The organism is Streptomyces thermospinosisporus, assembly GCF_039526425.1.
GTDB classification, from domain to species: Bacteria; Actinomycetota; Actinomycetes; order Streptomycetales; family Streptomycetaceae; genus Streptomyces; species Streptomyces thermocarboxydovorans.
Map to the genome: position 1 here is coordinate 51,372 of NZ_BAAAIZ010000002.1, position 26,604 is coordinate 77,975.

21 protein-coding genes and 1 pseudogene are annotated in these 26,604 nt (G+C 71.1%); 10 read left to right on the top strand and 12 right to left on the bottom strand.

Going from position 1 to position 26,604, the window contains the following annotated elements:
* The first annotated feature begins 284 nt into the window (after nucleotides 1-284).
* Genes ABD207_RS00760 through ABD207_RS00770 form a run of 3 tightly spaced genes read left to right on the top strand, consistent with a single transcriptional unit; the run spans nucleotide 285 to nucleotide 4,301 of the window.
* The gene (locus tag ABD207_RS00760; protein ID WP_344009092.1) at nucleotides 285-2,426 is read left to right on the top strand and encodes a helix-turn-helix domain-containing protein; all 2,142 of its coding nucleotides are present in this window, start codon (nucleotides 285-287) and stop codon (nucleotides 2,424-2,426) included.
* Between the two features lie 4 nt (nucleotides 2,427-2,430).
* Nucleotides 2,431-3,426 carry a hypothetical protein gene (locus ABD207_RS00765; RefSeq protein ID WP_344009094.1) on the top strand — a complete coding sequence of 332 codons (996 nt, stop codon included), beginning with the start codon at nucleotides 2,431-2,433 and terminating at the stop codon, nucleotides 3,424-3,426.
* On the top strand, nucleotides 3,423-4,301 hold the full coding sequence (locus tag ABD207_RS00770; RefSeq protein ID WP_344009096.1) for a DUF6339 family protein: 879 nt from the start codon (nucleotides 3,423-3,425) through the stop codon (nucleotides 4,299-4,301). The genes ABD207_RS00765 and ABD207_RS00770 overlap by 4 nt, the downstream gene beginning before the upstream one ends.
* Nucleotides 4,302-4,315: 14 nt before the next feature.
* Here the strand turns inward: ABD207_RS00770 and ABD207_RS00775 are convergent, their stop codons facing one another.
* The 7 genes from ABD207_RS00775 to ABD207_RS00805 all read right to left on the bottom strand — a co-directional run bounded on the left by ABD207_RS00775 (nucleotide 4,316) and on the right by ABD207_RS00805 (nucleotide 13,213).
* Nucleotides 4,316-5,614, bottom strand: a complete 1,299-nt coding sequence (locus ABD207_RS00775) for a DNA cytosine methyltransferase (RefSeq protein ID WP_344009098.1) — start codon at nucleotides 5,612-5,614, stop codon at nucleotides 4,316-4,318.
* 11 nt (nucleotides 5,615-5,625) lie between these two features.
* Nucleotides 5,626-6,621 (bottom strand): DNA cytosine methyltransferase, encoded by a 996-nt coding sequence (locus ABD207_RS00780; RefSeq protein WP_344009100.1) that lies wholly within the window; start codon nucleotides 6,619-6,621, stop codon nucleotides 5,626-5,628.
* Nucleotides 6,609-7,019, bottom strand: coding sequence for a very short patch repair endonuclease (locus ABD207_RS00785; RefSeq protein WP_167994131.1), 411 nt, complete (start codon nucleotides 7,017-7,019; stop codon nucleotides 6,609-6,611). Before ABD207_RS00785 ends, ABD207_RS00780 begins: the two co-directional genes overlap by 13 nt.
* 54 nt (nucleotides 7,020-7,073) lie before the next feature.
* Nucleotides 7,074-9,959 carry a Z1 domain-containing protein gene (locus ABD207_RS00790; protein WP_344009216.1) on the bottom strand — a complete coding sequence of 962 codons (2,886 nt, stop codon included), beginning with the start codon at nucleotides 9,957-9,959 and terminating at the stop codon, nucleotides 7,074-7,076.
* Nucleotides 9,960-10,078: 119 nt separating this feature from the next.
* The gene (locus ABD207_RS00795) at nucleotides 10,079-11,659 is read right to left on the bottom strand and encodes an ATP-binding protein (RefSeq protein WP_344009102.1); all 1,581 of its coding nucleotides are present in this window, start codon (nucleotides 11,657-11,659) and stop codon (nucleotides 10,079-10,081) included.
* 267 nt (nucleotides 11,660-11,926) lie between these two features.
* Nucleotides 11,927-12,127: a DUF5988 family protein gene (locus ABD207_RS00800; protein ID WP_344009104.1), complete on the bottom strand. Its 201-nt coding sequence runs from the start codon at nucleotides 12,125-12,127 to the stop codon at nucleotides 11,927-11,929.
* Nucleotides 12,128-12,193: 66 nt separating this feature from the next.
* Complete coding sequence (locus ABD207_RS00805) at nucleotides 12,194-13,213, bottom strand: SEC-C metal-binding domain-containing protein (RefSeq protein ID WP_344009106.1); 1,020 nt, start codon at nucleotides 13,211-13,213, stop codon at nucleotides 12,194-12,196.
* A gap of 271 nt (nucleotides 13,214-13,484) precedes the next feature.
* On the opposite strand from ABD207_RS00805, the gene ABD207_RS00810 reads away from it, so the two are divergent.
* Complete coding sequence (locus ABD207_RS00810) at nucleotides 13,485-14,342, top strand: fumarylacetoacetate hydrolase family protein (RefSeq protein ID WP_344009108.1); 858 nt, start codon at nucleotides 13,485-13,487, stop codon at nucleotides 14,340-14,342.
* A gap of 587 nt (nucleotides 14,343-14,929) precedes the next feature.
* Here ABD207_RS00810 and ABD207_RS00820 read toward each other — a convergent pair.
* The gene (locus tag ABD207_RS00820; RefSeq protein WP_344009110.1) at nucleotides 14,930-15,436 is read right to left on the bottom strand and encodes a heme-degrading domain-containing protein; all 507 of its coding nucleotides are present in this window, start codon (nucleotides 15,434-15,436) and stop codon (nucleotides 14,930-14,932) included.
* Nucleotides 15,433-16,524, bottom strand: a complete 1,092-nt coding sequence (locus ABD207_RS00825; protein WP_344009112.1) for a Gfo/Idh/MocA family protein — start codon at nucleotides 16,522-16,524, stop codon at nucleotides 15,433-15,435. Before ABD207_RS00825 ends, ABD207_RS00820 begins: the two co-directional genes overlap by 4 nt.
* A 337-nt stretch (nucleotides 16,525-16,861) precedes the next feature.
* On the opposite strand from ABD207_RS00825, the gene ABD207_RS00830 reads away from it, so the two are divergent.
* From ABD207_RS00830 to ABD207_RS00850, 5 genes are all read left to right on the top strand, one after another.
* Entirely contained in the window at nucleotides 16,862-17,968 is a 1,107-nt protein-coding gene (locus ABD207_RS00830; RefSeq protein WP_425580605.1) for an ROK family transcriptional regulator, read from the top strand.
* Nucleotides 17,969-18,289: 321 nt separating this feature from the next.
* Nucleotides 18,290-19,297 carry a hypothetical protein gene (locus tag ABD207_RS00835; protein ID WP_344009114.1) on the top strand — a complete coding sequence of 336 codons (1,008 nt, stop codon included), beginning with the start codon at nucleotides 18,290-18,292 and terminating at the stop codon, nucleotides 19,295-19,297.
* A gap of 244 nt (nucleotides 19,298-19,541) precedes the next feature.
* Complete coding sequence (locus tag ABD207_RS00840) at nucleotides 19,542-20,321, top strand: HAD-IIA family hydrolase (RefSeq protein ID WP_344009116.1); 780 nt, start codon at nucleotides 19,542-19,544, stop codon at nucleotides 20,319-20,321.
* Between the two features lie 117 nt (nucleotides 20,322-20,438).
* On the top strand, nucleotides 20,439-20,633 hold the full coding sequence (locus ABD207_RS00845) for a hypothetical protein (protein WP_344001506.1): 195 nt from the start codon (nucleotides 20,439-20,441) through the stop codon (nucleotides 20,631-20,633).
* A gap of 2 nt (nucleotides 20,634-20,635) precedes the next feature.
* Nucleotides 20,636-21,271 carry a sortase domain-containing protein gene (locus tag ABD207_RS00850; RefSeq protein WP_344009118.1) on the top strand — a complete coding sequence of 212 codons (636 nt, stop codon included), beginning with the start codon at nucleotides 20,636-20,638 and terminating at the stop codon, nucleotides 21,269-21,271.
* Between the two features lie 464 nt (nucleotides 21,272-21,735).
* Here the strand turns inward: ABD207_RS00850 and ABD207_RS00855 are convergent, their stop codons facing one another.
* Entirely contained in the window at nucleotides 21,736-22,716 is a 981-nt protein-coding gene (locus ABD207_RS00855; RefSeq protein WP_344009220.1) for a hydroxyacid dehydrogenase, read from the bottom strand.
* A gap of 290 nt (nucleotides 22,717-23,006) precedes the next feature.
* Here ABD207_RS00855 and ABD207_RS00860 point away from each other — a divergent pair, with 290 nt between their 5' ends.
* Nucleotides 23,007-24,041 (top strand): glycoside hydrolase family 6 protein, encoded by a 1,035-nt coding sequence (locus tag ABD207_RS00860; RefSeq protein WP_344009120.1) that lies wholly within the window; start codon nucleotides 23,007-23,009, stop codon nucleotides 24,039-24,041.
* Between the two features lie 120 nt (nucleotides 24,042-24,161).
* On the opposite strand, the gene glxA is transcribed toward ABD207_RS00860, so the two are convergent.
* Together glxA and ABD207_RS00870 are read right to left on the bottom strand one after the other, a co-directional pair.
* Nucleotides 24,162-26,102 carry a radical copper oxidase GlxA gene (gene glxA, locus ABD207_RS00865; RefSeq protein WP_344009122.1) on the bottom strand — a complete coding sequence of 647 codons (1,941 nt, stop codon included), beginning with the start codon at nucleotides 26,100-26,102 and terminating at the stop codon, nucleotides 24,162-24,164.
* Nucleotides 26,099-26,604: pseudogene (locus ABD207_RS00870) on the bottom strand (glycosyl transferase); the annotation flags it as partial. The pseudogene ABD207_RS00870 and the gene glxA, both read right to left, overlap by 4 nt.

Below are 26,604 nucleotides of genomic sequence, written 5' to 3' on the forward strand. Positions count from 1 at the left end.
TGTTCCCGGCCGCTCGATCCCCTCAATCGGGGTCTCGTGGGCGGGACGGCTTTTCCATCGTGATAGAAGTTTTAACGACCGCTACTCAATGGCGCAACCCCTGAACTTCCGTTCGTTCTCGGAAAACTGACCCCCTTTCCTGGTAGGGACAGTGGGGCCAAATCGGGCAAGTTGGTCATCGTTGCGATCGACTCGGACGACCGAGCTTCGGTCAACTGTCAGTTGACACGGTCTCTCTTGTCAAATTAGCCTCCCGGTACGCCTCGAGGGAAGACAGGTGACGCGTGGAGACTGGTGAGGAGTTCGGGCCCTGGCTGGCCCGTCAGCTCAAGCTCGCGGGGAAGACGCAGGCCGAACTGGCCGAGGAACTCGGACTGACCAGGGCCGCCGTCTCCGCGTGGATCACCGGGAGATCGACGCCACGCCCCACTGTCATGGCGGACATCGCGAAGGCCCTCGGCACGGATCTGAGCACGGTGCACACCCGCACCACCGACACTCAGTCCGGCCTGCCGCTCACCTGGTACCACCGGCCTGGATACCCCGACGGCGGTCGCGATCTGGGCAATGCCGCCGCCTTCGCCTTCGACGCCGACGTGCAGGTCCTCGCCCGTGAGACCTGCCAGAACAGCCTCGACGAGCGCCTCACCGACAACGGACGCCCGGTCCGCGTCCGTTACACCCTGCACGAGCTGACCGGTGAGGCCCTTGACGCCTTCCGCGACGCGATTCTCTGGAACGAGCTCTTCCCGCACTACTCGGCCGTCTCCGAGATCGCCGGACATCAGAAGGTCGGTCGGGTCGTCGACGCCGGCGTACGCGACATGTACGAGAAGGGTCGTCTGGTCCTGCTGCGGGTCGACGACTACAACGCCTCGGGCCTCACCGGGGACGACTACGCGGACGGCAAGTTCGCGGCCGTGGTCCGGCGGCAACTGGAGAGCCTCAAGTCCGGTACCGCCGCCGGTGGCTCCTACGGTCTGGGCAAGGCCACCTTGTGGGCCACCAGCGCCCTGGGACTCGTGCTCATCAACTCGACCCTCTCCGAGCCCCATGAGGGGCGGACCGAGCGGCGGGTCATCGGCCGGCTCGAACTGCCCTGGCGTGAGGTCGACGGCAAACCGTACGCGGGCCCCGCCTGGTTCGGCCGTCCCGATCCCGACTCGCCGGGCGCCGAAGTGGTCCGTTCCTGGTGGGCGGACGAGGAGACCGTGGCCCGGCTGCACCTGACCCGGGACAGCGACGAGCCCGGTACCTCCTTCCTCATCGTGGGCGCGCACGACGTAGCCAGCCTCGAGGGCGGTGTGTCCGAGGGCGACGACGAGATCACGGAGGAGGAGGGCAGCGAGGACACGCGGGACATCCGGCGGATGCATCGGCGTCTCGTCGAGGCACTGGGGCGTGACTTCTGGGCCGCTATGACCGGTGGGGGAGGCAGGCTGCCGCTCCTGGAGGTCTCCGTCCGCGCCCTGCGCAACGGCGAAGAGGTCGTGCCCGAACAGCAGGTGGACCCTTCCGTGGAGCAGCCCTCCCGCACCAGGGCCCTGCGGGCGTACTACGAGGGCGCCACCGTGGACCGACTCACCGAGGCCGGGCAGGTGGCGGCCAGGACCGTGCCGCTGAAGCTGCCGCTCCAGGGAGGAGCACGCGGGACCCTCGGGACGCATCAAGCGGTCCTGTTGGTCACCGAGGCCGAGGACAGGGACGGCACGAAGAACCAGGTGCACTCCCTGCGCGGCAACCGCATGACCGTCAGGAAGGCCGGCGTCCCCAGGCTGCCCGTCGGGACCAACCCCTTCCAGGCCGTGCTCCTGGTGGGTGAGGCGGCGGGCGAGTCCGCGCCCTTCGCTCAGGAGGCCGAGGAGTTTTTGCGGGCGGCGGAACCGCCCGAGCACGATCGTTGGGGGCAGACGGAGGAGTTGACGCTTCGCTGGTCGCCCTCGGCCTACCGGCGGATCAGCATGCTCACCAGCGAGGTCAACAATGCCGTCAGGGACCTCGTCGCACGGCCCAGGCGCGGCAACCAGGAAGGCGGTGAGGCGCTGCGCAAGGCGCTGACCGTGCGGAAGCGCCCGAAGGCGAAGGCCCCCTCCGGACCGGTGATACCGGTGCTCGAAGGGCTCGAGGCGACGATCGGCGACGGGGGAGAGTGGCAGATCACCGCGGAGGTGAGCATCCCCAAGGGCGACGAGGTCGTCCCGATGGTGCCGATCGCCCAGCTGGACGTGCGTTCCGGCGGCCGCCCGAGACTGGACTGGGCCGAACTCGTGGCCGTCGAGGGCTGCGAGGTGCAGGACGGAACCCTGCGGTTCACACCCGGAATCCGCCGCGCGACGTTCCGAGGGGCCACCGACATCACCAGCCACCCGGTCAGGACCTCGCTCACCCGCCTCGTCCTCGAACTGCGTGCCGGGAAGGGTGAGTAACGCGGTGAAGATCTACCCGTACAAGCGGCTCAACCGGCCGATCACGCTCCGGGTGACCTCGGTCTCCCTCAGGCTCCCCGACGGCACCCGCGACCGACTGGAGACCAGCGCGTACTCCACCCAGCAGCAGGCCGTCGCACTGGGCATCGCCGGGCACGACGACTGGTCGAGCGCCACGATCGGTCTCTCGGCCACGCTGCCGCCCGGGGCGGACGCGCCCGACGCCGCCTGGTCCGATCTGCGTGTGCTCGCCGTCCTCACGGACGGGGAGACCAACGTCCGTACCTCGACGGAACTCACGCGTGACACAGAGAACGGTCGGGACTGGTCGGGCTCTGTGGAGGTGCTCCGCGACGATCACCTGGGGCGGGCCTCCCTGGCCGTGTACGCCGTCGGAACGGTGGACGGAGTGCGTGGCCGGTCGATCGCCGAGACCGATCGGAGTTGGGTCGTCGACACGGTCTCCGACGAACCGGTCCGGGGGCTTCGACTCGAGGTGCAGAAGGCCTCGTTCAGCAGGAGCTCCCGCGACTGGCTGCGGGCCTATGCCGACGCCCCGTGGATCGTCGACACCTCGGCCAGGGTGCCCACCGTCTTCGTGAACACCGATGTCGAGGGTGTCATGGGGCTGTTGGACAGCAAGGGCTCCGGGGTCGACAGCAAGGTGAGGGACCTTCTGGTCGCCCAGATGGCCACGGATGTCTGGACCGCGGTGTTCCACAGCGCCATCGGCGACCTGGAGGTGGAACCGGGAAGCGGCCCGGTCTTCCCGACCGACTGGCAGGGCGAGGTGCTGCGGGAGATGCTGCCCGACGTCGTACCCGGCGTGCACGTCGAGGAAGCCCTGCGGCAGGTCCACCGCCGGCGCACGGGAGAGTCGGGTTGGGCGGAACTCCAGACCCGCATCCACTACGCGGCGGTCCGCCGCGCCGAGGCATCCAGGGCGCTCAGCTATGTCGTCCGCGCCCTGGAACAGATGAACCGGGAGAGCGAGACGTGATCACCCAGCCCGACCACGTACCGGAGCGTCTGGCGCTGCTGCCCGCCTCGGCCGTCGACACGTTCCTCACCGAGGAACTCCTCAGAGGTGAACGGGTCCACGGTGGCATCGACCTCGCCAAGGTCGTCGAGGAGCTGCCCGAGGACGACGCCAGGTGGTGGGTCGAACCGATCCGCAGCCTGGTGGAGGACGCCATGTTCGAGTTCCGGGAGGACCGGACTCGCGCCGACGCCTGGCTGGCCCCACGGCTCCACGCCACGCTGCGTCTGACCCGGCGAGAGGCGGCGGACAAGCGGCTGTGGAACCACCTGGCCCTCGCAGTGGCCCCCGACTACGTGGCCTGGCGGCACCTGAGGGAGCCGACGGCCAGGAACCCGGAGCCGCGGATCGCCGCCGAGCGCTTTCGCGGCCCGGCGGACCGGCAGTGCTTCTCCAGACTGTGGTGGGCGGCCGAACTCTTCCGCAACGGACCCGACTACGGGCCGGTCGAGATCGCCTGCGGGAACCAGGACCTCATCCACACGGTTCTCCGCCTCGACCTGATCGACCACCGACCCACGGCTCAGGCACTGGTCCGTCTGCTCGAGCGGGGCACGGTCACCACCGGTCGAGAGATCAACGGCCTCAGCGCCGCGATCAACGCGGCCGGAGCGACCCTGATCTACGACGTGCTCGCACCGGACGAGCCCAGGAACCCGGCTCGGCTGCGGGAGTGGATCGACGAGGCCGCCTCGGCACCGCCGGTCGGGCGGCACGAACTGCCCGAAGGGCCGGACGAGGACCCCGTGCCCGAGGAGTCCGTCGACGCGCTCACCGCCTACTTCACCGAGCTGTTCGAGACCGCACCGATCAGGGGCAGGAAGAACGGTGACTGAACCCCACCAGGTGGCTACCGCGTCGCCTGTTCGTCGGGGCGCGGGCAGCGGGGGGTGCAGTGGTCGGCGGCCCCGCATCCCTCGCTGCGCAGCTTGGCGCGCTGCTCCTCCGTCGCCCGCTGCCACGGTTTCCTCAAAGCCTGCGGATCGGGTGCGGGAAGCCCCAGCGCGGCACTGAGCAGGTGCGCACCGAACAGCGGGGGGACGGCATTGCCCACCTGCTGGGCCTGTGCCGTACCGGACCACGGATAGTCGGGCGGGAAGCTCTGCAGCATCCCCGCCTCGTTCATGCTGAACCTCGCGCCCTCCCGGACGATCTTCTCGTTCAGGTGCTCGAACACCACGAAGCGGGAGATGCGGCCGGTGACGGTGGCGGCGGGCTGTCGGTCGGTCCGTACTCCGCGCCGACCGGGGTTGCCCGAGCTGCCGTAGTTCGAGCGAACCAGGAACGGCACCCTGCGGCCCGGGTGCCCGCCCACCGGCTCCGCGAGAGCCTGCCCCATCGAGGTCCAGGGCAGCAGATCGTCGTCGGGGTCCGGGGTGTCCCTCTCGTAGAGCGTGGGCTGATGGGCGTGGGTAGAGGACCTGGCGGCCGTCCTGTTCCACGCCTTCGCCTCGTAGGCGCGGTGGGTCGGCGCGGGCAGGGAGGGCGCGCCCAGCTCGGCGCGCCGCGCGATCAGCACTGCTCGCGAGCGTGTCTGCGGCACCCCGTAGGTCTCCGTGTCCAGCACATCGACGACGACCTTGTACCGGGTCCCGTCGGGGAGGCCGGTCCCCTCCAGCGCCTTCGCGTACTGCTCCCAGAGCGCCTCGACCGCCGGGACCTGCTCCAGAACGATGACGTCGTACGGGCGGTGATCCCGGCTCGGGCTCCTGGTCGCGCGGATCGCGTACCGGAGGGGTTCGAGGACCATCGCGGTGCGGGGATCGCTGAGGTTCTTCAGATCCTTGTCGATCTCCGCGTCGTCCTCGCCCGCCATCAGACGATCGATGTATCGCTTGACCTCGTCCAGAGCTCTGCGGCCCGCACCCTTTCCGGCCACCGAGTACGTCTGACATGGCGGACCGCCGGCCAGCACATTGATATCCGGCGGCAGCGATTCGAAGGAGTCTCTGCGCACCGCGCTCACATCGGCGTGCAAGGTCTCGAGACCCGCCGCGTAGCGCGTCAGACAGGCGCTCCGGTCCCATTCGATCCCGAGGCTGCGGACGCCCAGCACGTGTCCGGCCACGTCCAGCCCACCGGGCCCGGCGAAGAGATCCAGGACATAGGGCTTGTCGAGGATGGACTGGTGTGGTGCCGTGCTGGTCATGTGGCGGAAGTCTAGCCGGCCGGGAAGTGTGCCGAGTCGCTGTCCAGGGCTTCCGCGATCGCCCGGCCCAGCGCCTCTCCGACGGGCGGCGGTGTCGCGTGCCCGATCTGGCGGTAGCGGGCGGTCTTGCGCCCGGCGATCCGCCACGACTCCGGGAATCCCTGCAGCAGTGCCGCCTGGTCGGTCGTGAGCTTCACCATGTTGTCCCTGCCGAGTTCCGGGGCCCAGACGAAGTCCGGGCCGGGGACCGTGTCGGCCACCGTGTGCGCGTCCACGCCGAGGGTCGCCCACTTGCGCTTGGCGCCGGTCGGCCCCAGGTCGGCGCCGCCGCGGTTCTTCGAGCCTCCGACCAGAGTCGGAGCCGGTTCGTCGGCCTGAGCGGCCCAGCGGGCGGCGTCCCGCCATCCGCGTGCGGCCATGGACGGCCCGAGGACGGCACCGACCGTCCTCGGCTCTCGTACCGTGGGAGCGGGTGGCCGGAAGGCGTGGGCTCGGCTCCGCTCGACGGCCAACAGGACGCCCTGCTTGCGGTTCTGCGGCACGCCGAAGTCGACGGCGTTCACCACGAACCAGCTGAACGCGTATCCCAGATGGACGAGCTCCGCTCGGGCGTAATCCCGGAACGGCCGGTACTCCTCGGCGTGAGCGAGCTCGGGGACGTTCTCGATGAGCACCGCCCGCGGTTTGATCGCGTGCACCAGGAGGATCGTGGCTCTCAACAGGCGCAGTTCGGTCTGCGAGTCCGCCCGTCCCACGGTGGCGCTGGACCGCACCCGTGGCAGACCCGCCGAGAGAAGGTCCACGTCATAGCTCTCGGGGTGCTCGACCGGGTCGAAGTCCACGAGATCGGCGTGGAGCACGTTCCAGCGCGGCCGATTGAGGCGCAGCGTCTCCACCGTGAGTTCGTCGTCGTCCAACAACAGACGTGGCTCGAAGCCGGCCCGCTCCAGCCCCAGGGCGAGGCCACCCGCACCGGAGCACACGTCCACGAAGGTCAGTCCGCCCACTTCCGGTGCCCCCGCCCCTTCTCCGCCAGACGCCGTGCCACGGCGGTCCGCACCTGTACGGCCACCTCCTCAGGAGCCTCGTGCTCCCAGAACCGCAACACCGTCCACCCCTGCGCGGTCAGATGCTCGGTGGTCTCACGATCGCGCGCCATGTTCCGATCCAACTTGGCTCGCCACCACTCGGCGTTCTGTTTCGGCCACGTAGCGTGCAGGGGACACCCGTGCCAGAAACACCCGTCGATCAGCACCGCCACCTTCGCCCGCGTGAAGGCGATGTCGATACGACGCCGCGCCATGCCCGGCACCGGGTACTCCACGCGATAGCGCAGGCCCGCCGCATGCAGCAGGCGTCGTACGGCCAGTTCGGCACTGGTGTCCTTGCTGGCCTGGCGGGACATGCGCGCGGAGACGTCGGGGGACGAGGGCCTCACGGTGTTCAATGGTGTCAAGCCTCAGGGGCGTACGTCGGCTCGGTCGATGACCACCGCATCCTGCCGGCTCTTGTCGATCGTCCGGAACCGGACCAGCGGGCGCCCGGTACCCACCGATGACCGCGGGGCCACGTAGGAGAAGGCCATCACGACGTCACCGGGAGCGATCGTCCCGTCGGGACCGAGACGCGGCTCGGACTCGACCACCGGGTACAGCAGGAGCGCGCCACGGCCCGAGCGGACGTACCCCTCGACGGCCGCGTTCCCGGCCGTCTCCAGAGCCCCCGCCACGCGCAGCGCGACGTCACGGTGCTTGGGCTCGCTGAGCGCGCCGAACAGCGGACCCCGTCGCCGGTTCCGCCTCGCCGGGGTGAAGGGACCGTGCCCCAGGATGCGCGCCTCCACGCGCCGGGCGGACGTCTGCAGCGGGGTGATCACGAGCCAGTCGTCGATCTTCGTGGCTCCTTGCGCGGCGCCCAGCAGGAATTCCAGGTGGGGCGAGAACTGGCTCGGCGCCGACCAGCGCAGTGCGCAGAGCACCGTGGTCAGCGTCTCGTGCGAGATCGTTCCCACCCGAGCCTCGTACGCCGGGCCGTCTCCGACCGCGAGGGTCACCGGATCACGTCCCAGTGCGGCGAGCACCGGCTCCCAGGACGCCGTGTTGTGGGCCAACTCCTCGGAGGTCTCCGGGTGGGCGGTCGGCTCGACCCAGGTCCCGGGCGACCGCACCTCCACCAGCTCCGCGTTGAACATCTTGTTCCGGGCCGACGGTCTCACCCACGGCAGGTGCTGGGCCACCAGCGGCGGAATCTGGGCCGGGGTGACCTGCGGGCGGCCGTCCACCATGGGGGCGTAGCGGGCGAGTTCGGCGCGGAAGAGCTCCTCGTCGCGGCAGATGGCCTCGAAGGCCTCGTAGAGATCGACCGTCTTGGCGTTGCGGCCCCGGCCGAGTTGTTCCTCGCGGCCGATGTAGAGGCGTACCAGATCGCGGTAGCCGGGGCGGAAGCCGAACCAGCGGCCCATCTGCATCAGGGTGTCGGCCTGCTGTGTCGTCCGGCGGTAGTAGGAGACCGTCAGGCCCTCGACCGTGAAGCCGCGCGACAGCTTCGTGCCGCCGACCAGGATCTTCCAGACGTTCGGGGTGCGGTCGAAGTCCAGGTCGGGCTGGGCGTAGTCGCGTTCGCTGTCGCCGTTGACGACGATGACCGGGCTGCCGCCCCGGCTGATGAGCTGGTGAGCTCGCGCGACATGCGGCTTGAGTTCGGCGTACGTGGTCGGTGTGGGCAGGGAGCTGTCCGCGAACGACCGGAAGTCCTTGTCGAAGAGGGCCGACAGGCGCGCGTGGCCGTCCGGGCCGGTGTAGGCGGCGTTGTGCCACATGTTGCTGATGCGCAGAGCGAGCGCGGCGTGCTCGGCCATGCGCACCGATTCGTGCACGAGCATAGTGTGGTGGCGGAACGGCCCCTCGGGGACACCGTGGGTGGCGCGGTACAGCTTCAGCGCGCCCGTGAGGACGAAGGCGTCCAGGGCCTCCTGGAGGCGGTCACCGGTCGATTCGTAGATGCCCCGGACGTGCCGCTTCTCGGCCTCGCCCTCGCCGTCGGCGCTGTCCAGGTCGTGGAAGTCCTGGACGCCCATGTAGCCGTCGGGACGGGGGAGGGAGATGAGGAAGTCGCGCGGGAAGAGGTCTTCCTCGTCGCCCGGGTCGATGAAGACGTTGGCGAAGGGGGTTGCCGTGTAGCCCACGTACTGGGCACGGGGCAGGAGCTTCAGCAGCTTGCTTATCTGGCCGTTGATGGCGGTGCGGGTGACCGTGCCGGCCTCCCACTTCTTCGGGTCGGTGGTGTTCACCGAGGCCTGGTCGGACTCGTCGTCGATGATCAGAGTCGGGATCTCAGCGAGGATCGGACCGATCTTCTTGAGGTCCTTGACCAGCTTCTCCAGCACGCTCTTGTTCTTTTTCACGACCATGATGCGGGCCCGTGCCGCGTGCAGATTCGCCGGGTCGTGGAGCGGGCGGGTGCGGTCCGGCTTCTCGAACTCCAGGGCGCTGATGCCGCGTTCGAGGGCCATGTAGTCACGGTCGCGCGAGGTCAGACGCTCGATGTCGAAGGCGCCCAGCAGGGAGGGGCGGGCACCGAACGAGACGAACTTCTCGGGCCAGTCCTCGTCGTCCTGGTAGTCGATGCCGACCAGTGCGTCGGGGTCGTTCGGGTCGGCGGCGCCCAGGATGTTCTCCTGGCCGATCAGTTCCATGTCGAGACGCCGCTGGGTCTGGCCGCGGAGCAGGTTCAGGGTGCCGCCGAGGACGATCACCAGGCGGTAGCCCGCGTCGATGGCCTTCGCGATGACGCCGGTGAAGTTGGCGGTCTTGCCGGACTGGACGTAGCCGACCACCAGACCGCGTGCGCCGTAGGGCTCCTCGCGGGTGGGGTCGGCGAGCCGCTCCACCACGGCGTGCGCGGCCTCGTCCAGGCCGGTGACCGCCGCGTCGCTCCAGCCTTTGCGGCGCAGCAGGCGCTCGTACGAGGTCCAGTAGAAGGAGCGGTTCGCCGCCACTTCCCGGCTGTACCAGGGCTCGAACTCGCGGCTGATGGTGACGGGGCCGGGTTCGGTATGGACCGGGACGGCGGCGTCCAGCGCCTTGCGCAGGTCGGGGCCGAACGCGAGCTTGTCGTAGACCTCCGAGCGGCGATCGCGGGTGCGCGGAGCGGTGGACGACCAGGCCGGGGACTCCTCGAAGTCCCAGGCCGTGAGCCGACGGCGCCACAGGACGAGCAGCTCGTCGCCGGGAGCGGCGGCCAGGAGACGGTCGCGGAAGACGGACAGGTCCGTGTCCGCCGGCTCGTCGGAGTCGGAGAGGGCGAAGGCGAGCTTGGCGAAGTGTCTCGGGCCTCTCCGGCTCATCGAGTCGAGGATCTCACCGTGGAGGTCGGCGAGGTGGTCGGCCGCGGGGCGGGTCTCGGCGGTCACAGCGGTGTGCGCCTCTCTGGAAGTACCGGACGTTGCCTGGGGGAGAGGGGCTGTCAGCCCTCTGTACGGGCCAGTTCGGCCCGCACCGCGGAGACGAGCACGCTGTTCCACAGCGCGATCTTGTCGGTCTGGTTTGCCCAGACCCGCTCCTTCTGGAAGATCTCATTGAGCATCAGGTAGAGCATGCTCTTGAGGACCGGAGCGTCGTTGGAACCTCCACGGCGCCCGCCGTTGAACGCATGCCGGTAGTCCTTGTTCAGGATGACCGTGCGTTCCTTGTGATCGATGGTGAACAGCAGGTCCGCGGAGTCGACACCGGACGGCACGTCGAGCCTGGCCCAGGTGAAGGTGATGGGGTCGGCGCCTTCCAGCTGCGGCAGCTCGTCCCGCAGCGTCCGCTTCAGCTTCGGGTCGATGCCCTTGCCGGGCGGGATGGCCGATGGGCGTTTGACCTCTGTTCGCCGCTTTGCTGCCTCGCGATAGGTAGCCCCGGCCTCGTGCAGGTACTCGGCGAAGGTGTGCCCGGTGCCGGGGACGGTGGCCTTCTCCAGCCCGCGTGCGAACGCCGGCGTGACCTGGACACCGTCCTTCTTCACCGTCAGGGCGAACACGTCGTTGGGCTCGGGTGGCAGGTCGACGGCGATCCGGGCCAGGGCGAGGTGGCCCTCCGCGCTGCGGGTGTCGTTCCAGCCGCCGGCCTGGACGAGCCGGTCGTTGCGGTAGAGGTAGAAGCCCTGGCGCTCGGCGAGCGGGCCGATGCCCCGGAAGGCGACCAGCGGCGACTTGGGCGGCCATATGTGTGCGGTGAGGGTGATGTCGCCGACGCCCTCGACCGGTGCGACGTACTCGCGCGGGTAGCCGGGGCGGCCCGTGACCCGGTAGCCGAAGGGGTCGATGGGCTCCACGCCCCGGTGGTCCAGCTCCTCACGGGTGTGGACGTCCTCCACCACGATGTCCACGTGGAAGCCGTCGCGGGCGAGGAAACGGTGGAGGTAGAGCCCGAGGTGGGTCTCGAGCCGTTCGATCGCGTCGTTGAGGTAGCGGTCGGTCTGTCCGGCGGTGATGGTCTCGAACGCGCGGACCTGGTCCCAGCGCACGATCGTGCCGTGCCAGCCGATGATCCCGTCGTAGCGGTCGACCAGGCTCTGGCAGTATCCCGAGTCGACGATGTCGCAGGTGAAGTCGGCCTGTGCGCGGGCTGTGAGCCAGCGCCGGCCCGCCGAGGGGCTGCGCTTGGTCCGGCTGATGAGGGTGAGCGAGTCCGCGTGTGAGAGCGAGGCGGCCTTGAGACCGGCGCCGAAGCGCCCCAGCGCCCCGGCCGAGTACGTCTCCTGACCCCCGACCGTCATCGCGGTGTCGAGGCCCGCCTCGTCCATGCCCTGACCGTCGTCGATGACCAGCAGGCTGACGAGGCGGTCGCGTCCGCCGTGCTCACCGGTGTCCCGGAGGAAACTCACCACGACGTTGTGGGCCCCGGCGTCGATCGAGTTGTCGATCAGGTCGGCGATGGCGGCCTCGAAGCCGTACCCCTGGTGCGTGAGGGACTCGAAGGACCTTGCCGCCGGAGGGAGCCGCTTGCTGCCGGTCGTGGGTACTTCGAACTGCCATTCCGAAGACGGCTGGTGCAGCGGCATCCAGATGTTCCTCGCTCCCCGGGACATGCCACGAGACGCACGGCATGCCAGTCCAACTGAACGGATGTGACGATATCGTGCGGTAGGTGTGGGGAGTCAGGGGGATTGCGAGAAGTGAAATCTGCCGTTCCGGATCCGTGGATCCCCGGCACGGAGGCTCGCGCCGGCCTTTCCAGGGGCTGACGACGGCTGTCACCTGGTCATGAGTGACGCCCGTCCACGTCGTACCGGTGAACGGGCGTCGTCCAGTCCCGGTTCCGAGGGTGACTACTCGGCCACCTCCGTCCGTTCCCACCACTCGTAGACCGTTGCATCTCCCTCCTCGGTCTGGGCGTGGCGGGTCGTGACCTTGTAGTGCTCGTAGCCGCCCAGGTGGGGGATCTTGAGTTCTTGGCCGGGGGGAGTGATCGGGACGACCTTGCCTGCGAGGTCGTCCGGGCCACCCTTCAGGAGTGCTTTGGTCGTCATATGTTCAGTTTTGTCATTTGGGGCGGCTGTGCATCTCGGGGAGCGCCCGACCCGAGCAGGCCCCGGTCAGGCCGGCGTGCCGTGGCAGGTCTCGTACGGGGCTGAGGAGCCGCACCAGCAGGGGGCGCCCGGGTCCGGGGGCCAGGCGACCGCGCGGCCCCGGGCGGCCAGGGTCGTCGCGTACTGGGGGAGGAGCGTCGCGTCCGCCGGGGACGCGCCCTCCGCGGCGGCGAACGCCTCGTAGGAGGGGACCGTGCCGGTGACGATGCCCAGGTTGCCGGTGCCCGAGGCGGCCAGTTCCCGCAGGGCGGACTCTATGGTCGCCAGGTGCTCCTCGTGGGAGGGGTACTCCTCGGCGAGGGACGGATACGCCTCGAGGAGTTCCGCCAGTTCCGGCGCCGGCCAGTGCAGGACGGCCACCGGGAAGGGGCGGGACAGGGCCTCGCGGTAGGCGCCGAGTTCCGCGCGCAGGCGGATGAGCTCCGCCTCCAGCTCCGCCGGGTTCTCCGAGCCGAGGGACCACACGCGCTTGGGGTCGTGGAGCTCGTCCAGGCTGATCGGCAGGGAGTGGACGGAGTCCGCGAGGGCGTCCCACTCGTCGTGGTCGGCGCCCAGCATCCGGCGGACCCGGTGCCGCCCGAAGAGGAGGGGGTGCGTGGGCCTCGGCGGAGTCGCCGGGGCGTCGGCCAGCAGGAGGCGTACCGCCTCGGTGAACGTCTCGTGGGCCTGCTCCAGCTCGTCGTGGGCCTCCAGGGCCTCCGCGACGATCACCCAGGGCGCCGGGTCGCGCGGGGCGGCCGTGCGGATGCCCTCGATGATGGCGCGCGCCTCCGCCTCGTGCCCGTACTCCCACAGGTTGGAGGCCTTCAGGGCGCGGACCAGGTGCGGGTTGTCCAGCGGGGTGCCGGAGGCCAGCAGGCGGTCGTAGAGGGCCGTGGCGGCGGGGCGGTCGCCGGAGAGCTCGCGGTGGGCGGCGGCCCGCAGCAGCAAGGACTCGGCGTCCTCGGGGTAGAGATCGGCGGTCCGCTCCAGGCGTGCCGCCTCGGCGGTGTGGTCGACGTTCTCGGCAGGCATGTCGGGGCGCATGGGGGACACCGTACTGCCGACGGGGTGGTGACGTGAGAGGGCGGCTGGCCAGGGGGCGAACGGTGGCCGGCGGACCTGGAGCCTGGCGGAGCGGGCCGTGCTGTACCGCTGAACCGCTGAGCGGGTCTCCGCGGGTGCGGTCCAGTACGTGAACGGGGTCTTGCGGAGTGGACAGGGCTCTTGGAGGATCCCACCAGTCCTCCGATGGCTGCGGCTCGCCGCACCGATCGCAAGCGTCGGGCGGGCGCCCGCGATCGAGGGAGACGTCTGGATGAAGCTGCTGCGAGTCGGTACGGCGGGACAGGAACGCCCCGCCCTGCTCGATGCCGAGGGAGTCCTGCGGGACCTGTCGGGTCTCGTCGCGGACATCGATGGGGCGCTGCTCGCCGACGAGGAGGCGCTCGGCCGGATCCGGGCCGCCGCCGGCAACGGTGAGCTGCCCGCGCTGGACGGGACGGGGCTCAGGATCGGCCCGCCGGTGGCGCGGATCGGCAAGATCGTGTGCATCGGGCTGAACTACTTCGACCACGCGAAGGAGACGGGGGCCGAGCCGCCCGCCGAGCCGGTGATCTTCCTCAAGGCGCCGGACACGGTCGTCGGACCGCAGGACACGGTGCTGGTGCCGCGCGGGTCGGTGAAGACCGACTGGGAGGTCGAGCTGGCGGTCGTGATCGGGCGCACGGCGCGCTATCTGGAGTCGGCGGAGCAGGGGCTCGCACATGTCGCCGGGTACGCCGTCTCGCACGACGTGTCCGAGCGGGAGTTCCAGATCGAGCGGGGCGGGACCTGGGACAAGGGGAAGAACTGCGAGACGTTCAACCCCCTGGGGCCCTGGCTGGTGACGGCGGACGAGGTGCCCGACCCGCAGAACCTGAGGCTGCGGCTGTGGGTCAACGGGGAGCTGAAGCAGGACGGGTCGACGGCCGAGCAGATCTTCCCGGTGGGTGAAGTGGTGCGGTACGTCAGCCAGTTCATGACCCTGTACCCCGGGGACGTCATCAACACGGGGACGCCGGCGGGGGTGGCGATGGGCCGCCCGGAGCCGAAGCCGTACCTCCGGGCCGGCGATGTGGTCGAGCTGGAGGTCGAGGGGCTGGGGCGGCAGCGGCAGGAGCTGAAGGCCGCCTGACGCACCGGACCGGGCCGGACCGGACCGGGCCGGGCCGGACCGGACCGGGCGGCGGGAAGCGGGGAGCGGGGAGCCGCCTGCCGGGCCCGGTGCGAGCAGCGGGGTAGCGGATCCCGGATCCAACGCAGGACAAGGGTGGGCCGCTGGTTGCGCGCGTTTCCGAAACGCGGCGGCCGTCAGCGTAAGTGCGTGTGGTGCCGGTCTTCTTGACGCCCCAGTCCCAGTCCTTGGCCGTGCGCTCGTTCACACCGACCTGCCGGGCTGCCACCCGGCGTGCGACACCGGCTGCGCGAAGCCGCTCGTACTCGTCGCGCCCGGGGTGCCGGCGCGGCAGGCGCACCGAGTTCCGTCCGGCCTTCCGGGCCCAGCCGAAGGCGGTGTTCCGGTTCACCCCCAGCTCACGCGCCACCACGGTCACGTTCCCCACGGCATCCAGCCGCGCAAGGAAACGCTCCCTCAACTCCGCAAGATCATCGCGTCCAACGGCCACGGTCCTCGCAACTCCCACAGATCGCGGGTGTTGCGAGGACCGTCAGAACCCAAGTCCACGGCGAGGGGCCCTTCCACGTGCCCGGACGTACGGGAGTTCAGCGCCCGGCCAGGAAGTGCTCCAGCGCCTCCACCACGAGGCGGTGGTCCTGGAGCTGGGGCAGGCCCGAGACCGTGACCGCGCCGATGACGCCCACGCCCTCGACGTTGATCGGGAAGGAGCCGCCGTGCGCCGCGTAGGTGTCGGGGTCGAGCCGGGAGGACTCCTCGAACGTGGTGCCCTTGGCCCGGTGACGGGCGCCGACCAGGTAGGACGAGGAGCCGTAGCGCTCCACCACGCGGCGCTTGCGCGCGATCCAGGCGTCGTTGTCGGGCGTGGAGCCCGGCAGCGCGGCGTGGAAGAGCTGCTGGCCCGCGCGGTGGATGTCGATGGCGACCGGTGCCTGCCGCTCGCGGGCCATCTCCACCAGCAGGGAGCCCAGCTCCCAGGCGTCGTCGTGGGTGAACTGCTGGAACACCAGGCGCCGTTCCTGCGCCTCGAGCTCCTCCACGCTCGGGGTCAGCTCCGGGTGGAACTTCGGGGTGAGCTCCGGGTTGTGCGTCACAGCGTCACCGTCACCTTCTCGAGTGCCGAACGGCGGGCCGCCTCCAGCACGTCGAGCGCGGCCGCCGCCTCCAGCGCGGTCACCGGGTTGGGGCCGCCTGCCGTGAGGGCCTTCGTCACGGCCGCATAGTAGGCGGGGTAGTCGCCGGGCAGGCTCGGTTCGGGGCGGCCGCCGCCGGTCACCGGGGACTCGCCGGCGCCGACCCTGCCCCACAGCTCCTCCGGCTCCACGCCCCACGGGGCGTCCGTGCCCGGGCGCAGCCCGTCGCGCAGGGCGGCCTCCTGCGGGTCCAGGCCGTACTTGACGTAGCCGGCCTTCGAGCCCAGGACGCGGAAGCGCGGGCCGAGTTGAGCCGTGGTCGCGGAGACGTACAGGTGGGAGCGGACGCCGTTCTCGTGGGTCAGCGCGAGGAAGGTGTCGTCGTCGGTGGCCGCGCCCTCGCGGCGGATGTCGGTCTCGGCGTACACGGTGGTCACCGGGCCGAAAAGGACCAGCGCCTGGTCGACGACATGGCTGCCGAGGTCGTAGAGCAGGCCGCCGGCCTCCGCCGGGTCGCCGGACTCCCGCCAGCCGCCCTTGAGCTGCGGGCGCCACCGCTCGAAGCGGGACTCGAAGCGGTAGATGTCGCCCAGCTCGCCCTCGCCGATCAGCTTGCGCAGGGTGAGGAAGTCGTTGTCCCAGCGGCGGTTCTGGAAGACCGACAGGAGCAGGCCGCGCTCCTCGGCGAGCCTCGCCAGTTCCCGGGCCTCGGCTGCCGTGGCGGCCAGCGGCTTGTCGACCACGACCGGCAGGCCGGCCTTCAGGGCGGCGGTGGCCAGCGGGACGTGGGTCTTGTTGGGGGAGGCGACGACCAGCAGGTCCAGCTCGTCGGCGCGTGCGAACAGCTCGTCCGGGGTGGCGGCGATACGGACGTCCGGGTACTCGGCGCGGGCCTGCCGCTGCCGCTCCGGGTTCGAGGTGACCACCGTGTCGAGCGCGAGGCCCTCGGTGGCGGCGATCAGCGGGGCGTGGAAGACGGAGCCCGCGAGGCCGTAGCCGATGAGGCCGACGCGGAGGGGAGTGCCAGTGCCAGTGGTGGGACCAGTCATGGCACCACTTTCGCAACGCTGTTGCCAAAGTGCAAGCGCGGGGGAGAATGGGGGCGTGAACAGGGCGATCGACGGAGACGCGGGCGTGGGCCGAGCTGCTGGAGCCGACGGGACTCCGAGGCGCGGTACGGGCGCCGGCCCGGCGGGTTCGGCGGTACCGGCAGGGTCGGCGGGCTCGGCGGTACCGGCAGGGTCGGCGGGCTCGGCGGTACCGGCAGGGTCGGCGGGCTCGGCGGGACCGGCAGGGTCGGCGGGCTCGGCGGTACCGGGTGGTCCCGGTGGTCCGGGCGGGGCCGGAGTCAATCTGCTCGGCCTGCGCAGCCACAACAGCGCCCTCGTGCTCGACCTGCTGCGCACCGCCGGCGCCCCGGGCATCAGCCGCCTGGAACTCGCCGAGCGGACCGGGCTCACCCCGCAGGCGGTCAGCAAGATCACCGCCCGGCTGCGGCAGGAGGGCCTCGCCGTCGAGGCCGGGCGCCGCGCCTCCACGGGCGGCAAGCCGCGCACCGTGCTGCGCCTGGTGCCCGAGGCGGCACACGCGCTCGGCGTCCACCTGGACCGGGACGAACTGCGCGCCGTGCTGGTCGACTTCAGGGGCACGGTGGTGGGGGAGCACCGCTCCCCGCTGGACCTGGGAGCGGGCGCGGAGCCCGTGCTGAACGGCGTGGCACGGGCCGCGACCGCGCTGGTCACGGACGTGCTGCGGCCGGCGGACGGCACCCTGGCCGGCGTGCCCTCGCTGCTCGGCGCCGGTGTCGCGCTCCCCGGCCCCCTCGACCACGCCCGGGGCATACTGCACCGCGTCACCGGCTTCCCCGAATGGGACGGCTTCCCGCTGCGGGACGCGCTGGCGCGCCGCCTCGGCATACCGGTCGTCCTCGACAAGGACACCAACGCGGCAGCCCTCGGGCTCGCCCTCAACACCCCTGCGGAAGCCCCGGAGGACGATGGCGGCAGCCCCCGGTCCTTCGCCTACCTCCACCTCGGCACCGGGCTCGGCGCCGGCCTCGTGATCGGCGGCCGGGTGCACCGCGGGGCGCGCACCGGTGCCGGGGAGTTCGGGCATCAGGTCATCCAGCTGGGCGGACCGCCCTGCGGCTGCGGCGACCGCGGGTGCATCGAGGCGCTGTGCCTGAACGCCGTGGCGGCCGGTGATCTCGACGAGGCGGCCCGGGTGCTCGGCGCGGGAGCCGCCAACCTGGTGGGGCTGCTCGACATCGACCTGGTGCTCCTCGGCGGCCGTACGGTCACCGCGGCCCCCGAGGCGTTCGTGCGCGGGGTCGGCGCCGTCCTCGACGCCCGCGCCCGGCGCGAAGGCGGGCGTGCGGGTGGCGTACCGGTGCGGATCGCTCCCGGCGGGGAGCGCCAGGTCGCGGAGGGCGCGGCCGAGTTGGTCCTCGCGCCGGTCTTCGGGCGGGGCGCCGGAGAGACGGGCCCCGCGTAGCCGGGGAGACGGGCCCCCGCGTAGCTGGAGAGACGGGCCCTACGCGCCCTTCGTAGCCGGGGCGCAGCCCGGTCGTCGGCCCAGGAGCCTGGACCGGTCGTGGCCCAAAGCCTTGAAGTGGTCGTAGCCCAGGGGCTTGAACTGCTCGTAGCACAGGACCCCGGACCGGTCGCCGGCCCGCCCTGACCGGCTGGCCCACCCGCCTGTCCACCCGGAGGGCCCGGTGTGTGCTCCGAGCGGGCGGAGTTGTGCGGGCGTTCGGGGTGGGTGCACCGGATGGCGGTGTGCGGGGAGCCGTCCGGGCGGCATGGTCATGTGTTCATGCGACCGCCCACGGCCCTGCCCTCCCGCCCGGCGGCGACCGCCGCCCTCCTCGTCACCCTCGTGACCGCCGCCCCGGCCCTCTCCGCCCCGGCGCAGGCGGGACCGCTCGCCCCGCTGCCCCCATGTGCCCGCGCCGACCAGCGCAGCTTCCCGCTGACCACGCGCCTGCACGGCGGGCCCCGCAGCTACACCGCCGGAGGCGGCCACGGGACCTGGCGGCTGAGGCTCACCAACACCACCGACCGCACCTGCACGCACATCCACCCGGTGATCGTCCTCGTCGACGAGGCGCGCGCCCTGGAACCCGCGCAGACCGTGCTGGAGTTCTACGACGGCAAGGGCCGCCCCCACCCCGTGCGCCTCGTGCGGACGGAGGAGGACGAGCTGATCGGTGCCCTCGCCGACGACCGCGGCGGCTTCCGCGGGTTCACCGTGCGCCCCGACCGGACGGTCGACGTGCGGCTGCGCCTCGCGATCACCTCCGACGCCGTGGCCAACGAGGTCACCGCCAACGCGGCCGTGGTGCAGCGCAGGGGACGGGACGGGGAGTGGGTCGGCCAGTCGAACGACTACCGCTTCCGTATCGCCGGAAGGGAGCCGGCCACTCCGCAGCCGCCGCCCGGGGAGAGCAGGGACTCCGGCGAGTCGGAGGGGCTGCACGCCTCCGAGGGGCCCAACGCATCCGGTACACCCCGCGAGCCCGCCGGACCCGGCGAGCCCAACGAACCCGGTGAGACCGGCGGACCCGGTGAGACCGGCGGACTCGGCGACACCGGACGACCCACCGACACCCAAGCCCCCGCCGCGGCCGCCCCCGCCGCCACCTCCACCCCCACGCCCCCGCCCCCCTTCGACCGGATCCCCTTCGACCGGATCCCCTTCGCCGACGAACTCGCCCGTACCGGACTCGGCAGGGCCACCATCGCCCTGGCGGGCGCCGCGCTCCTCGTCCTCGCCGGCACCGGAGCCATGCTGCTCGCCCGCCGGCTCCCCGGCCGCCGCTGACCCGGAGAGAGGCATGGCCTCCACCGGCCCGGGACCCCGGAGGCAATGACCGGCGGCCGCCGTTGACCTGGTGGCAAGCAGAAGTACGCAGAAGTACAGGGAGTCGTCATACGACAAACGGCAACTTGTACGGGGAGATCGACGGGGTCGGTAAGACCCGGTCCTGACTACCCTGGGTGCGTCGGTACGCCGTGGTTCCGGCGCCCCGCCCATGTCCCCAACGCCGCCAGGGAGTACGAAGCACATGGCAGATCGCAAGCCCATCGAGTCGTGGCTCACCGACATGGACGGCGTCCTCATCCACGAGGGCGTGCCCATCCCGGGCGCCGACGCTTTCCTGAAGAAGCTCCGGGAGTCCGGAAAGCCCTTCCTGGTGCTCACCAACAACTCGATCTACACCCCGCGCGACCTGCACGCCCGGCTGCGGCGCATGGGCCTCGAGGTGCCGCTGGAGAACATCTGGACCTCCGCCCTCGCCACCGCCCAGTTCCTCGACGACCAGCGGCCCAACGGCTCCGCGTATGTGATCGGCGAGGCGGGTCTGACCACCGCGCTGCACGACATCGGGTACGTCCTCACCGACCACGAGCCGGACTACGTCGTCCTCGGCGAGACCCGCACCTACTCCTTCGAGGCCATGACCAAGGCCGTACGGCTCATCAGCGGCGGCGCCCGCTTCATCTGCACCAACCCCGACGAGACCGGCCCGTCCACCGAGGGCCCCCTTCCGGCGACCGGGGCGGTGGCCGCCCTGATCACCAAGGCCACCGGCAAGCAGCCGTACTTCGCGGGCAAGCCGAACCCGCTGATGATGCGCACCGGGCTGAACGTCATCGGGGCGCACTCGGAGAGCAGCGCGATGATCGGCGACCGCATGGACACCGACGTCCTGGCCGGCATGGAGGCCGGGATGCAGACCTTCCTGGTGCTCACCGGTCTGACCAGCCCCGACCAGGTGGAGAACTACCCCTACCGGCCGTCGAAGGTCGTCGATTCCATCGCGGACCTGGTGGATCTGGTCTGAGGCACCCGGAGGCCAAACGCCCCGGCCCGATCCCTCACCCGTACGGAGCAATCGGCCCGTACCGAGGATGCGTGGCCGGGGTGCGCGGGGGACGCTCCCCCTGACAGGAGGTTCACGATGCGTTCCCAGCGTCTCACTGTCTGTACCAGCGCCCTCCTCCTCGCCGCGCTCACGCTCGCCGCCTCCGACGCCCGCGAGGAAGGGCCCGGCACGGCCCAGGTCGTGCTCGGACTGGCCCTCATGGGGGTCGGCGCCGCGGCAGCGGCGGCGGTGCGCGGGCGGCACCCGCGCCGACGACGGGGGACGAGCTGACCATGTCCGGACGAGAACGCGGCGGCACCGGACGTCTGCTCTCCGGTGTCGCCTGGACGGTACTGCTGCTCGGGCTGTGGCTGTGGGGGCGTGAGGCCGGTGCCCTGCCGCCCGGCCTGTCCGGGGCGGCCACCGGTGACATGGCGGCGGCCGGACGCCCGCCCGAGACGGACCTGCCTCCCGCGCACCGGCCGCTCGGCGAGGCGGCCCCGCGCCGGCTGGACATCCCCGTCCTCGGCGTGGAGGCACCGGTCGTGGCCCGCGGGCTCGACGACCGGGGCACGCTCACCCCGTCCCCCGCCGCCGACCGGCCGGGCATGATCGCCTGGTACCGGGACGGGGTCACGCCGGGCGCCTCCGGCACGGCCCTGCTGCTGGGGCGGACCGAGGTGAGCACCCTCGAACGCGGCCAGAAGCTCCGCGTGGCCCGCGCGGACGGCAGGGTCGCCGAGTTCACCGTGGTGTCCGTGCGGGTCCTCAGCCGCGCACGGGCCGACGCCCTCCCGGTGTCGGGGCCGGGCGGAGGCCAGCGAGCCGGGCTGCACCTGGTCACCTGCGCCGGTCCCGCCGACGAGCCCGTCGACCGCTGCATCGCCCACGCCATCGCCTCGGCCTACCTGACCGGAGCCACCGGCTGACCGCCGCCGGAACCACGGCGCTCGGCCCACCCGGCCAACGGCGCCCGAGCCACGGCGCTCGGCCCACCGGGACAACGGCGCCCGGGCAACGGCGCCCGAGCCACGGCGATCGGCCCACGGGGCAACGGCGCCCGGGCCACGGCGCTCGGCCTACCGGGACAACGGCGCCCGGGCAACGGCGCCCGAGCCACGGCGATCGGCCCACGGGGCAACGGCGCCCGGGCAACGGCGCTCGGCCTACCGGCACAACGGCGCCCGAGCCACGGCGCTCGGCCTACCGGGACAACGGCGCCCGGGCAACGGCGCCCGAGCCACGGCGCTCGGCCTTCCGGGACAACGGCGCCCGGGCAACGGCGCCCGGGCCACGGCGCTCGGCCCACCCGGACAACGGCGCCGGAACCACCACGGCCAGCCACCCCGAACCCCCGACCCCCGACGCTCGGCCTCCCGGGGCACCACCCCGGTCAGGCCGAGCGTTCCCACTCCTCCTCCGTGACCGGGTGGGCGAACGGCCGGCCCGTGACGTAGCGCTCCAGTTCGTCCGCGGCGGCCGCCGCCAGCCGGTGCAGCTCGTTGCCGAGAGAGCCGGCGATGTGCGGGGTGAGCACCACATTGGGCAGGTCGTAGAGCGGGGAATCGGGCGGCAGCACCTCGGGCTCGGTGACGTCGAGGACGGCGGAGAGCCGGCCCGTGACCAGTTCCTCGGTGAGCGCCCGCTGGTCGATCAGCGAGCCGCGCGAGGTGTTGATCAGCGTGGCCCCGGTGCGCATCAGCGCCAGCCGCTCGCGGTTCAACAGATGGCGGGTGGACGGCAGTTCGGGTGCGTGCACGGTCACCACGTCGCTGCGGGCGCACAGTTCGTCCAGCTCCACGGCCGTCGCGCCCAGCCGCTCGGCCTCGCCGGGCGGCAGATACGGGTCGTGCAGCAGCAGGTCGAGGTCGTGCGGGCGGAGCAGCTCCAGGACGCGGCGGCCGATCCGCGAGGCGCCGACGATGCCCACGGTCCTGCGGTAGTTGCCGGCGCCGGAGCAGGCCGCCACCCAGTCGTGGGCGGCGCGCCGGGCGCGGTAGTCCTCGCGGACGCGCAGCACCTCCTTGCCGGAGAGGAGGACGAAGGCGACCGTGTACTCGGCGACCGGCAGGGCGTTGGCCCAGGCCGCGGAGGAGACCAGGATGCCGCGACGCCAGCAGGCCCCGGTGATGTGCTGCTTGACCGAACCGGCGGCGTGGACGACGGCCCGCAGCCGGGGCGCGCGGCCGAGCACGGCCGGCGTCAGCGGAGGGCAGCCCCAGCAGCTGACGATCACCTCGGTGTCGCGCAGCGCCCGCTCGGCCGCGGGCGTGGTGAAGTCGTCCACGACCAGATCCGGGTCGAGCTCGGCGAGCGTGGTCAGGCGGCGCAGCGCGGCCTCGTCGAAGAGCCGGGCCGCCAGATGGCCGTGCATGGCGAGCAGGGCGCGCGGGCGGCGGTGTTCGTCGGCGGGGGGTCGGGGCACGGCTGCTCCCTGGGTCGGTGACGGGCGGACGGGCGGTCGCGGGCGACGCCCCGGGCGAAGGCGTCACGGGCTGCTCCATTGACTCACACTCCGCAGGCCCCCGACCTGCCCTTCGCCGACTCTCCGGGCGGCCTGTAACGGCTGGTGGACAAGCACGGGCTCGGCCTCGTGGGCGTCACGAGCCGTATGTCAGGATTGAGGTTCATCGACTCGATACGAGTCCACCCGAGGGGGGTTGGATGTACGGCAACAGGGGGGTCGGGGCGTTCGCCGGGAGGCGGGCGTCCGCAGTGGTGCTGGGGGCGGCACTGCTGATGACGGGGTGTTCCTCGTCGGACGGCGACAGCGGCAAGGGTCCGGACGCGGCCGGCGCGGAGATCACGCAGCAGCCGAAGGACTCCAACCCGTTCTGGGTCAATCCGGACGGTCTCGCCGCCCGCAAGGTCGCCGAGCTGATCCACGACGGCAAGAAGAGCGAGGCCGAGCAGATACGCAAGATCGCCGAGCAGCCGGTCGCCGAGTGGATCAGCCCGGAGAACCCTCAGGAGCAGGCCCGCGGTTACACCGAGGCCGCCGACAAGGCGGGCCGCACCGCGCTGCTGGTCCTCTACAACATCCCGCACCGCGACTGCGGCCAGTACTCGCAGGGCGGCGCCGCCGACGGCAACGCCTACCGGGCCTTCGTCGACGCGGTGGCCAAGGGCATCGGCGACCGCCCGGCCACGGTGATCCTGGAGCCCGACGCCGTGCTGCACCTGGTGGACGGCTGCACCCCGCAGCAGTTCCACGAGGAGCGCTACGACCTGCTCAGCGGCGCCGTGGACAAGCTGACGGCGCTGAAGAACACCCGCGTCTATCTGGACGCCGGCAACGCCGGATGGGGCAACCCCGACCAGATCCACGAGGCGCTCAAGCGGGCCGGCATCGACAAGGCCGACGGCTTCGCGGTGAACGTGTCGAACTTCTACACCACCGAGGACTCCATCGACTACGGCAAGCAGCTGTCGTCGAAGGTCGGCAACAAGCCCTTCGTCATCGACACCAGCCGCAACGGCAACGGCCCCTACACGGAGGGCAAGGCGGACGAACGCTGGTGCAACCCGCCCGGCCGTGCCCTCGGCGAGACACCGACGGTGAAGACGGCCGACCCGCTCGTCGACGCCTACCTGTGGGTCAAGCGCCCCGGTGAGTCCGACGGCGAGTGCAAGGGCGGCCCCAAGGCGGGCCAGTGGTGGGCGGACTACGCCCTGGAGCTCGCCAAGGCCAGCGACTGAGCCGGAGAACACGAAGAAGCACGAAGAAGCACGAAGAAGCACGAAGAAGGGGGGCGCCCTCCGTGACGGAGGGCGCCCCCCTTCTCATCTCCTGTCCGCTGCCTGGCCGGCGGGCCGTCGCTACGGCACGTGCACCCACTGCGCCTTGCTCGGCGTTCCCTCGCCGTCGGTGACGAACAGCATGTACCAGCCGGACTGCACCAGGTTCTTGTTCTTCGGCACGGTCACGGTCAGCTTGTCGCCGTCGGCCTGGAAGTCCAGCGCGATCGACCGCTGGTCCACGTCGGTGACGTGGGTCGTGGCGCTCGGCCGGATCAACCGGACCTTCTTCACCTTCGCCGCGTCCTTGGAGGTGAAGGTGGCCGAGTCACCGCGCTCGACGGTCTTCGGCCCGCCCGAGAGCTCGGGCTGCTCCCGGTCCCCGTACAGGTACGGCGGGGTGTAGATCTCGATGCGCTGCTCGAACTTGCCCGGCTTGGTGTTCGCCTTGTCCGCGTAGAGCGAGTCGGAGCCGAAGAACATCACCCGGCCGTCGGGCAGCAGGATCGAACCGGAGTGGTAGTTCCGGCCCACCAGCGGGTCGGCGACCCGGCGCATCTCGTTCTTGGCGGGGTCGTAGATCCGCGCCTCGAGGATGTTGGAGTCGCTGCGGCCGCGGTAGTCCTCCGAGCCACCGGAGATCAGCACCTCGTCGTTCGGCAGGATCGACGACTGCGGGTAGCGGGTGCCCTTGTCGAGCGAAGGCCCGTCCACGAAGCGCGGGTTGTCCGCCTTCAGGTCCACCAGGCGGGTCTTGTTGCTGGACTTGCGGGACTCACCGACCCCGCCGCCGCCGATGACCATGTACTTCTCGTCCTGCGCCGGCGGCAGCAGCACCGTGCCGGACGTCTCCATCCTGTCGGGGTCGCTCAGCCCGGGGATCTTGGTGAACTTGTTGGTCTCCACGTCCCAGATGCCCGGGTCGCGGCCCACGTCGTCCGGTCCGTAGCCCGCGTTGGAACCCGAGTAGAAGATCTTGCCGTTCTGCATCAGGAACAGCGCCGGGTACGTGGGGAACTGACGGACCTTCCCGGTGTAGGTCCACTTCTTGGTCTTCGGGTCGTAGATCTCGTTCTTGCCCGGGACCAGCTGGCCGATGTCGTCGAGGCCGGAGACGCTGAGGATCTTCCCGTTGCTCAGGGTGGTGAGCGTCGGGTACCAGCGGGCCTCGTGCATCGGGTCGACCTTGATGTACTTCTCGGCGACCGGGTCGAACTCGTAGGCGTCGCGGATGCCCTGGAAGTCCTTCTTGTCCAGGGCGAGCTTCTCGGCGATGCCGTAGGTGTTGCGGGCGTCGGCACCGGTGAGGCCCTGGATGCGGTAGTTGTCCTGGGTGCCGGTCTCGTACTTGGCGCCTTCCTTCTCCGCCTCGACGTAGATACGGCCCACGCCCGGCGTGTTGCCGAGGAACTTGCCGGTCGCCTTGTCGAAGTTCTTCTTGGCGCGCGGGACGAGCACCGGGTCCTTCGAGACGAAGGTCTTGCCGTTCTCCTTGCCCGTGAACCTGGTGCCCGCGGGCAGGGTGATCGGCTTGTCCGGGTTCTCGTTGTGGACCAGCATCAGGCCGCCGGCCTTCTTCACGTCACCCTTGAGCTTCTCGTACCGCTTGGTGCCGCCCGCGATCAGCAGGTTGCCGTTGGCGAGCTGGGTGTGCCCGGTGCAGAACAGGTCGTTCGGCGTGGGCACCTTCTTGATGGTGCCCTTGACGGGGTCCCAGATCCGGGTGTCGTACTTCTTCGCGTCGAAGTTGTCCTGGTTGTTGCCTGACCCCGCGACGAGCAGCACCTTGCCGGTGCGCAGCAGCGCCGCGTGAATGGTGTTCTGCCGGTACTCCTCGGGAAACTCGATGATCTCCCACTTGCCGTTGGCGGCCTTGTACTCCGGCTGATTGATCTTGTACTGGTGGTATTTCTCGGTGCCGAAGCGGTACAGCCACGGCCCGTTCATGCCGGCCAGCGCTAGTACCACCGCCGTGCCTATCGCGAGGCGACGGGCGCGACGGCGGCCTGCACGGTCCTTCATTCCTTACGTCCCCCAAGTCCACCAAGGGCGATCTGCATGGTCTGGTCGTTGCCGGGGGCTGCCCCGGTACCTCCTGCTGCTCCCGGAGCGCCGTGCGAGCCGGCCCAGCTGGGGCGGCCCTGCGGGGCGTGCGAGGCATGCGGCTGCGGTATCCGCGGAAATGCCTGGGTCCGGGAGTCCTCGGCGGTTCCCAAGGCGGGCGCCGGCTGCGGCTGCCCCCCTTCCTGCCCCGGCGGTCGCTTGCGGTCCTGACGCATGCCGTGGCGCCAGGCGAACATCGGCGCCGCGGTGATCAGCAGCGCGAACGACGCCCAGATGACCATGGCCGGGTGGGAGTGTCCGTAGACGAATCCGGCGGCGATGGATCCGCCGAAGATCAGGATGAAGTACCAGTGGTAGCGGAACGTGCCGAACCACGTGTCCGGGCTGGCCGAGTCGCCCTTCGGGGTGACGACGAACTTGCTCTTGCGGCGCAGGATCGAATCGATGAGCGCCTTGGCGT

Coding starts and splice junctions, on each gene's coding strand:
- ABD207_RS00775 (WP_344009098.1), bottom strand. CDS start 5,614: ATGACCAGCACGGCACCACACCAGTCCATCCTCGACAAGCCCTATGTC.
- ABD207_RS00795 (WP_344009102.1), bottom strand. CDS start 11,659: ATGCCGCTGCACCAGCCGTCTTCGGAATGGCAGTTCGAAGTACCCACG.
- ABD207_RS00825 (WP_344009112.1), bottom strand. CDS start 16,524: ATGACTGGTCCCACCACTGGCACTGGCACTCCCCTCCGCGTCGGCCTC.
- ABD207_RS00800 (WP_344009104.1), bottom strand. CDS start 12,127: ATGACGACCAAAGCACTCCTGAAGGGTGGCCCGGACGACCTCGCAGGC.
- ABD207_RS00840 (WP_344009116.1), top strand. CDS start 19,542: ATGGCAGATCGCAAGCCCATCGAGTCGTGGCTCACCGACATGGACGGC.
- ABD207_RS00790 (WP_344009216.1), bottom strand. CDS start 9,959: ATGAGCCGGAGAGGCCCGAGACACTTCGCCAAGCTCGCCTTCGCCCTC.
- ABD207_RS00850 (WP_344009118.1), top strand. CDS start 20,636: ATGTCCGGACGAGAACGCGGCGGCACCGGACGTCTGCTCTCCGGTGTC.
- ABD207_RS00845 (WP_344001506.1), top strand. CDS start 20,439: ATGCGTTCCCAGCGTCTCACTGTCTGTACCAGCGCCCTCCTCCTCGCC.
- ABD207_RS00855 (WP_344009220.1), bottom strand. CDS start 22,716: ATGCACGGCCATCTGGCGGCCCGGCTCTTCGACGAGGCCGCGCTGCGC.
- ABD207_RS00860 (WP_344009120.1), top strand. CDS start 23,007: ATGTACGGCAACAGGGGGGTCGGGGCGTTCGCCGGGAGGCGGGCGTCC.
- glxA (WP_344009122.1), bottom strand. CDS start 26,102: ATGAAGGACCGTGCAGGCCGCCGTCGCGCCCGTCGCCTCGCGATAGGC.
- ABD207_RS00835 (WP_344009114.1), top strand. CDS start 18,290: ATGCGACCGCCCACGGCCCTGCCCTCCCGCCCGGCGGCGACCGCCGCC.
- ABD207_RS00805 (WP_344009106.1), bottom strand. CDS start 13,213: ATGCGCCCCGACATGCCTGCCGAGAACGTCGACCACACCGCCGAGGCG.
- ABD207_RS00785 (WP_167994131.1), bottom strand. CDS start 7,019: ATGTCCCGCCAGGCCAGCAAGGACACCAGTGCCGAACTGGCCGTACGA.
- ABD207_RS00810 (WP_344009108.1), top strand. CDS start 13,485: ATGAAGCTGCTGCGAGTCGGTACGGCGGGACAGGAACGCCCCGCCCTG.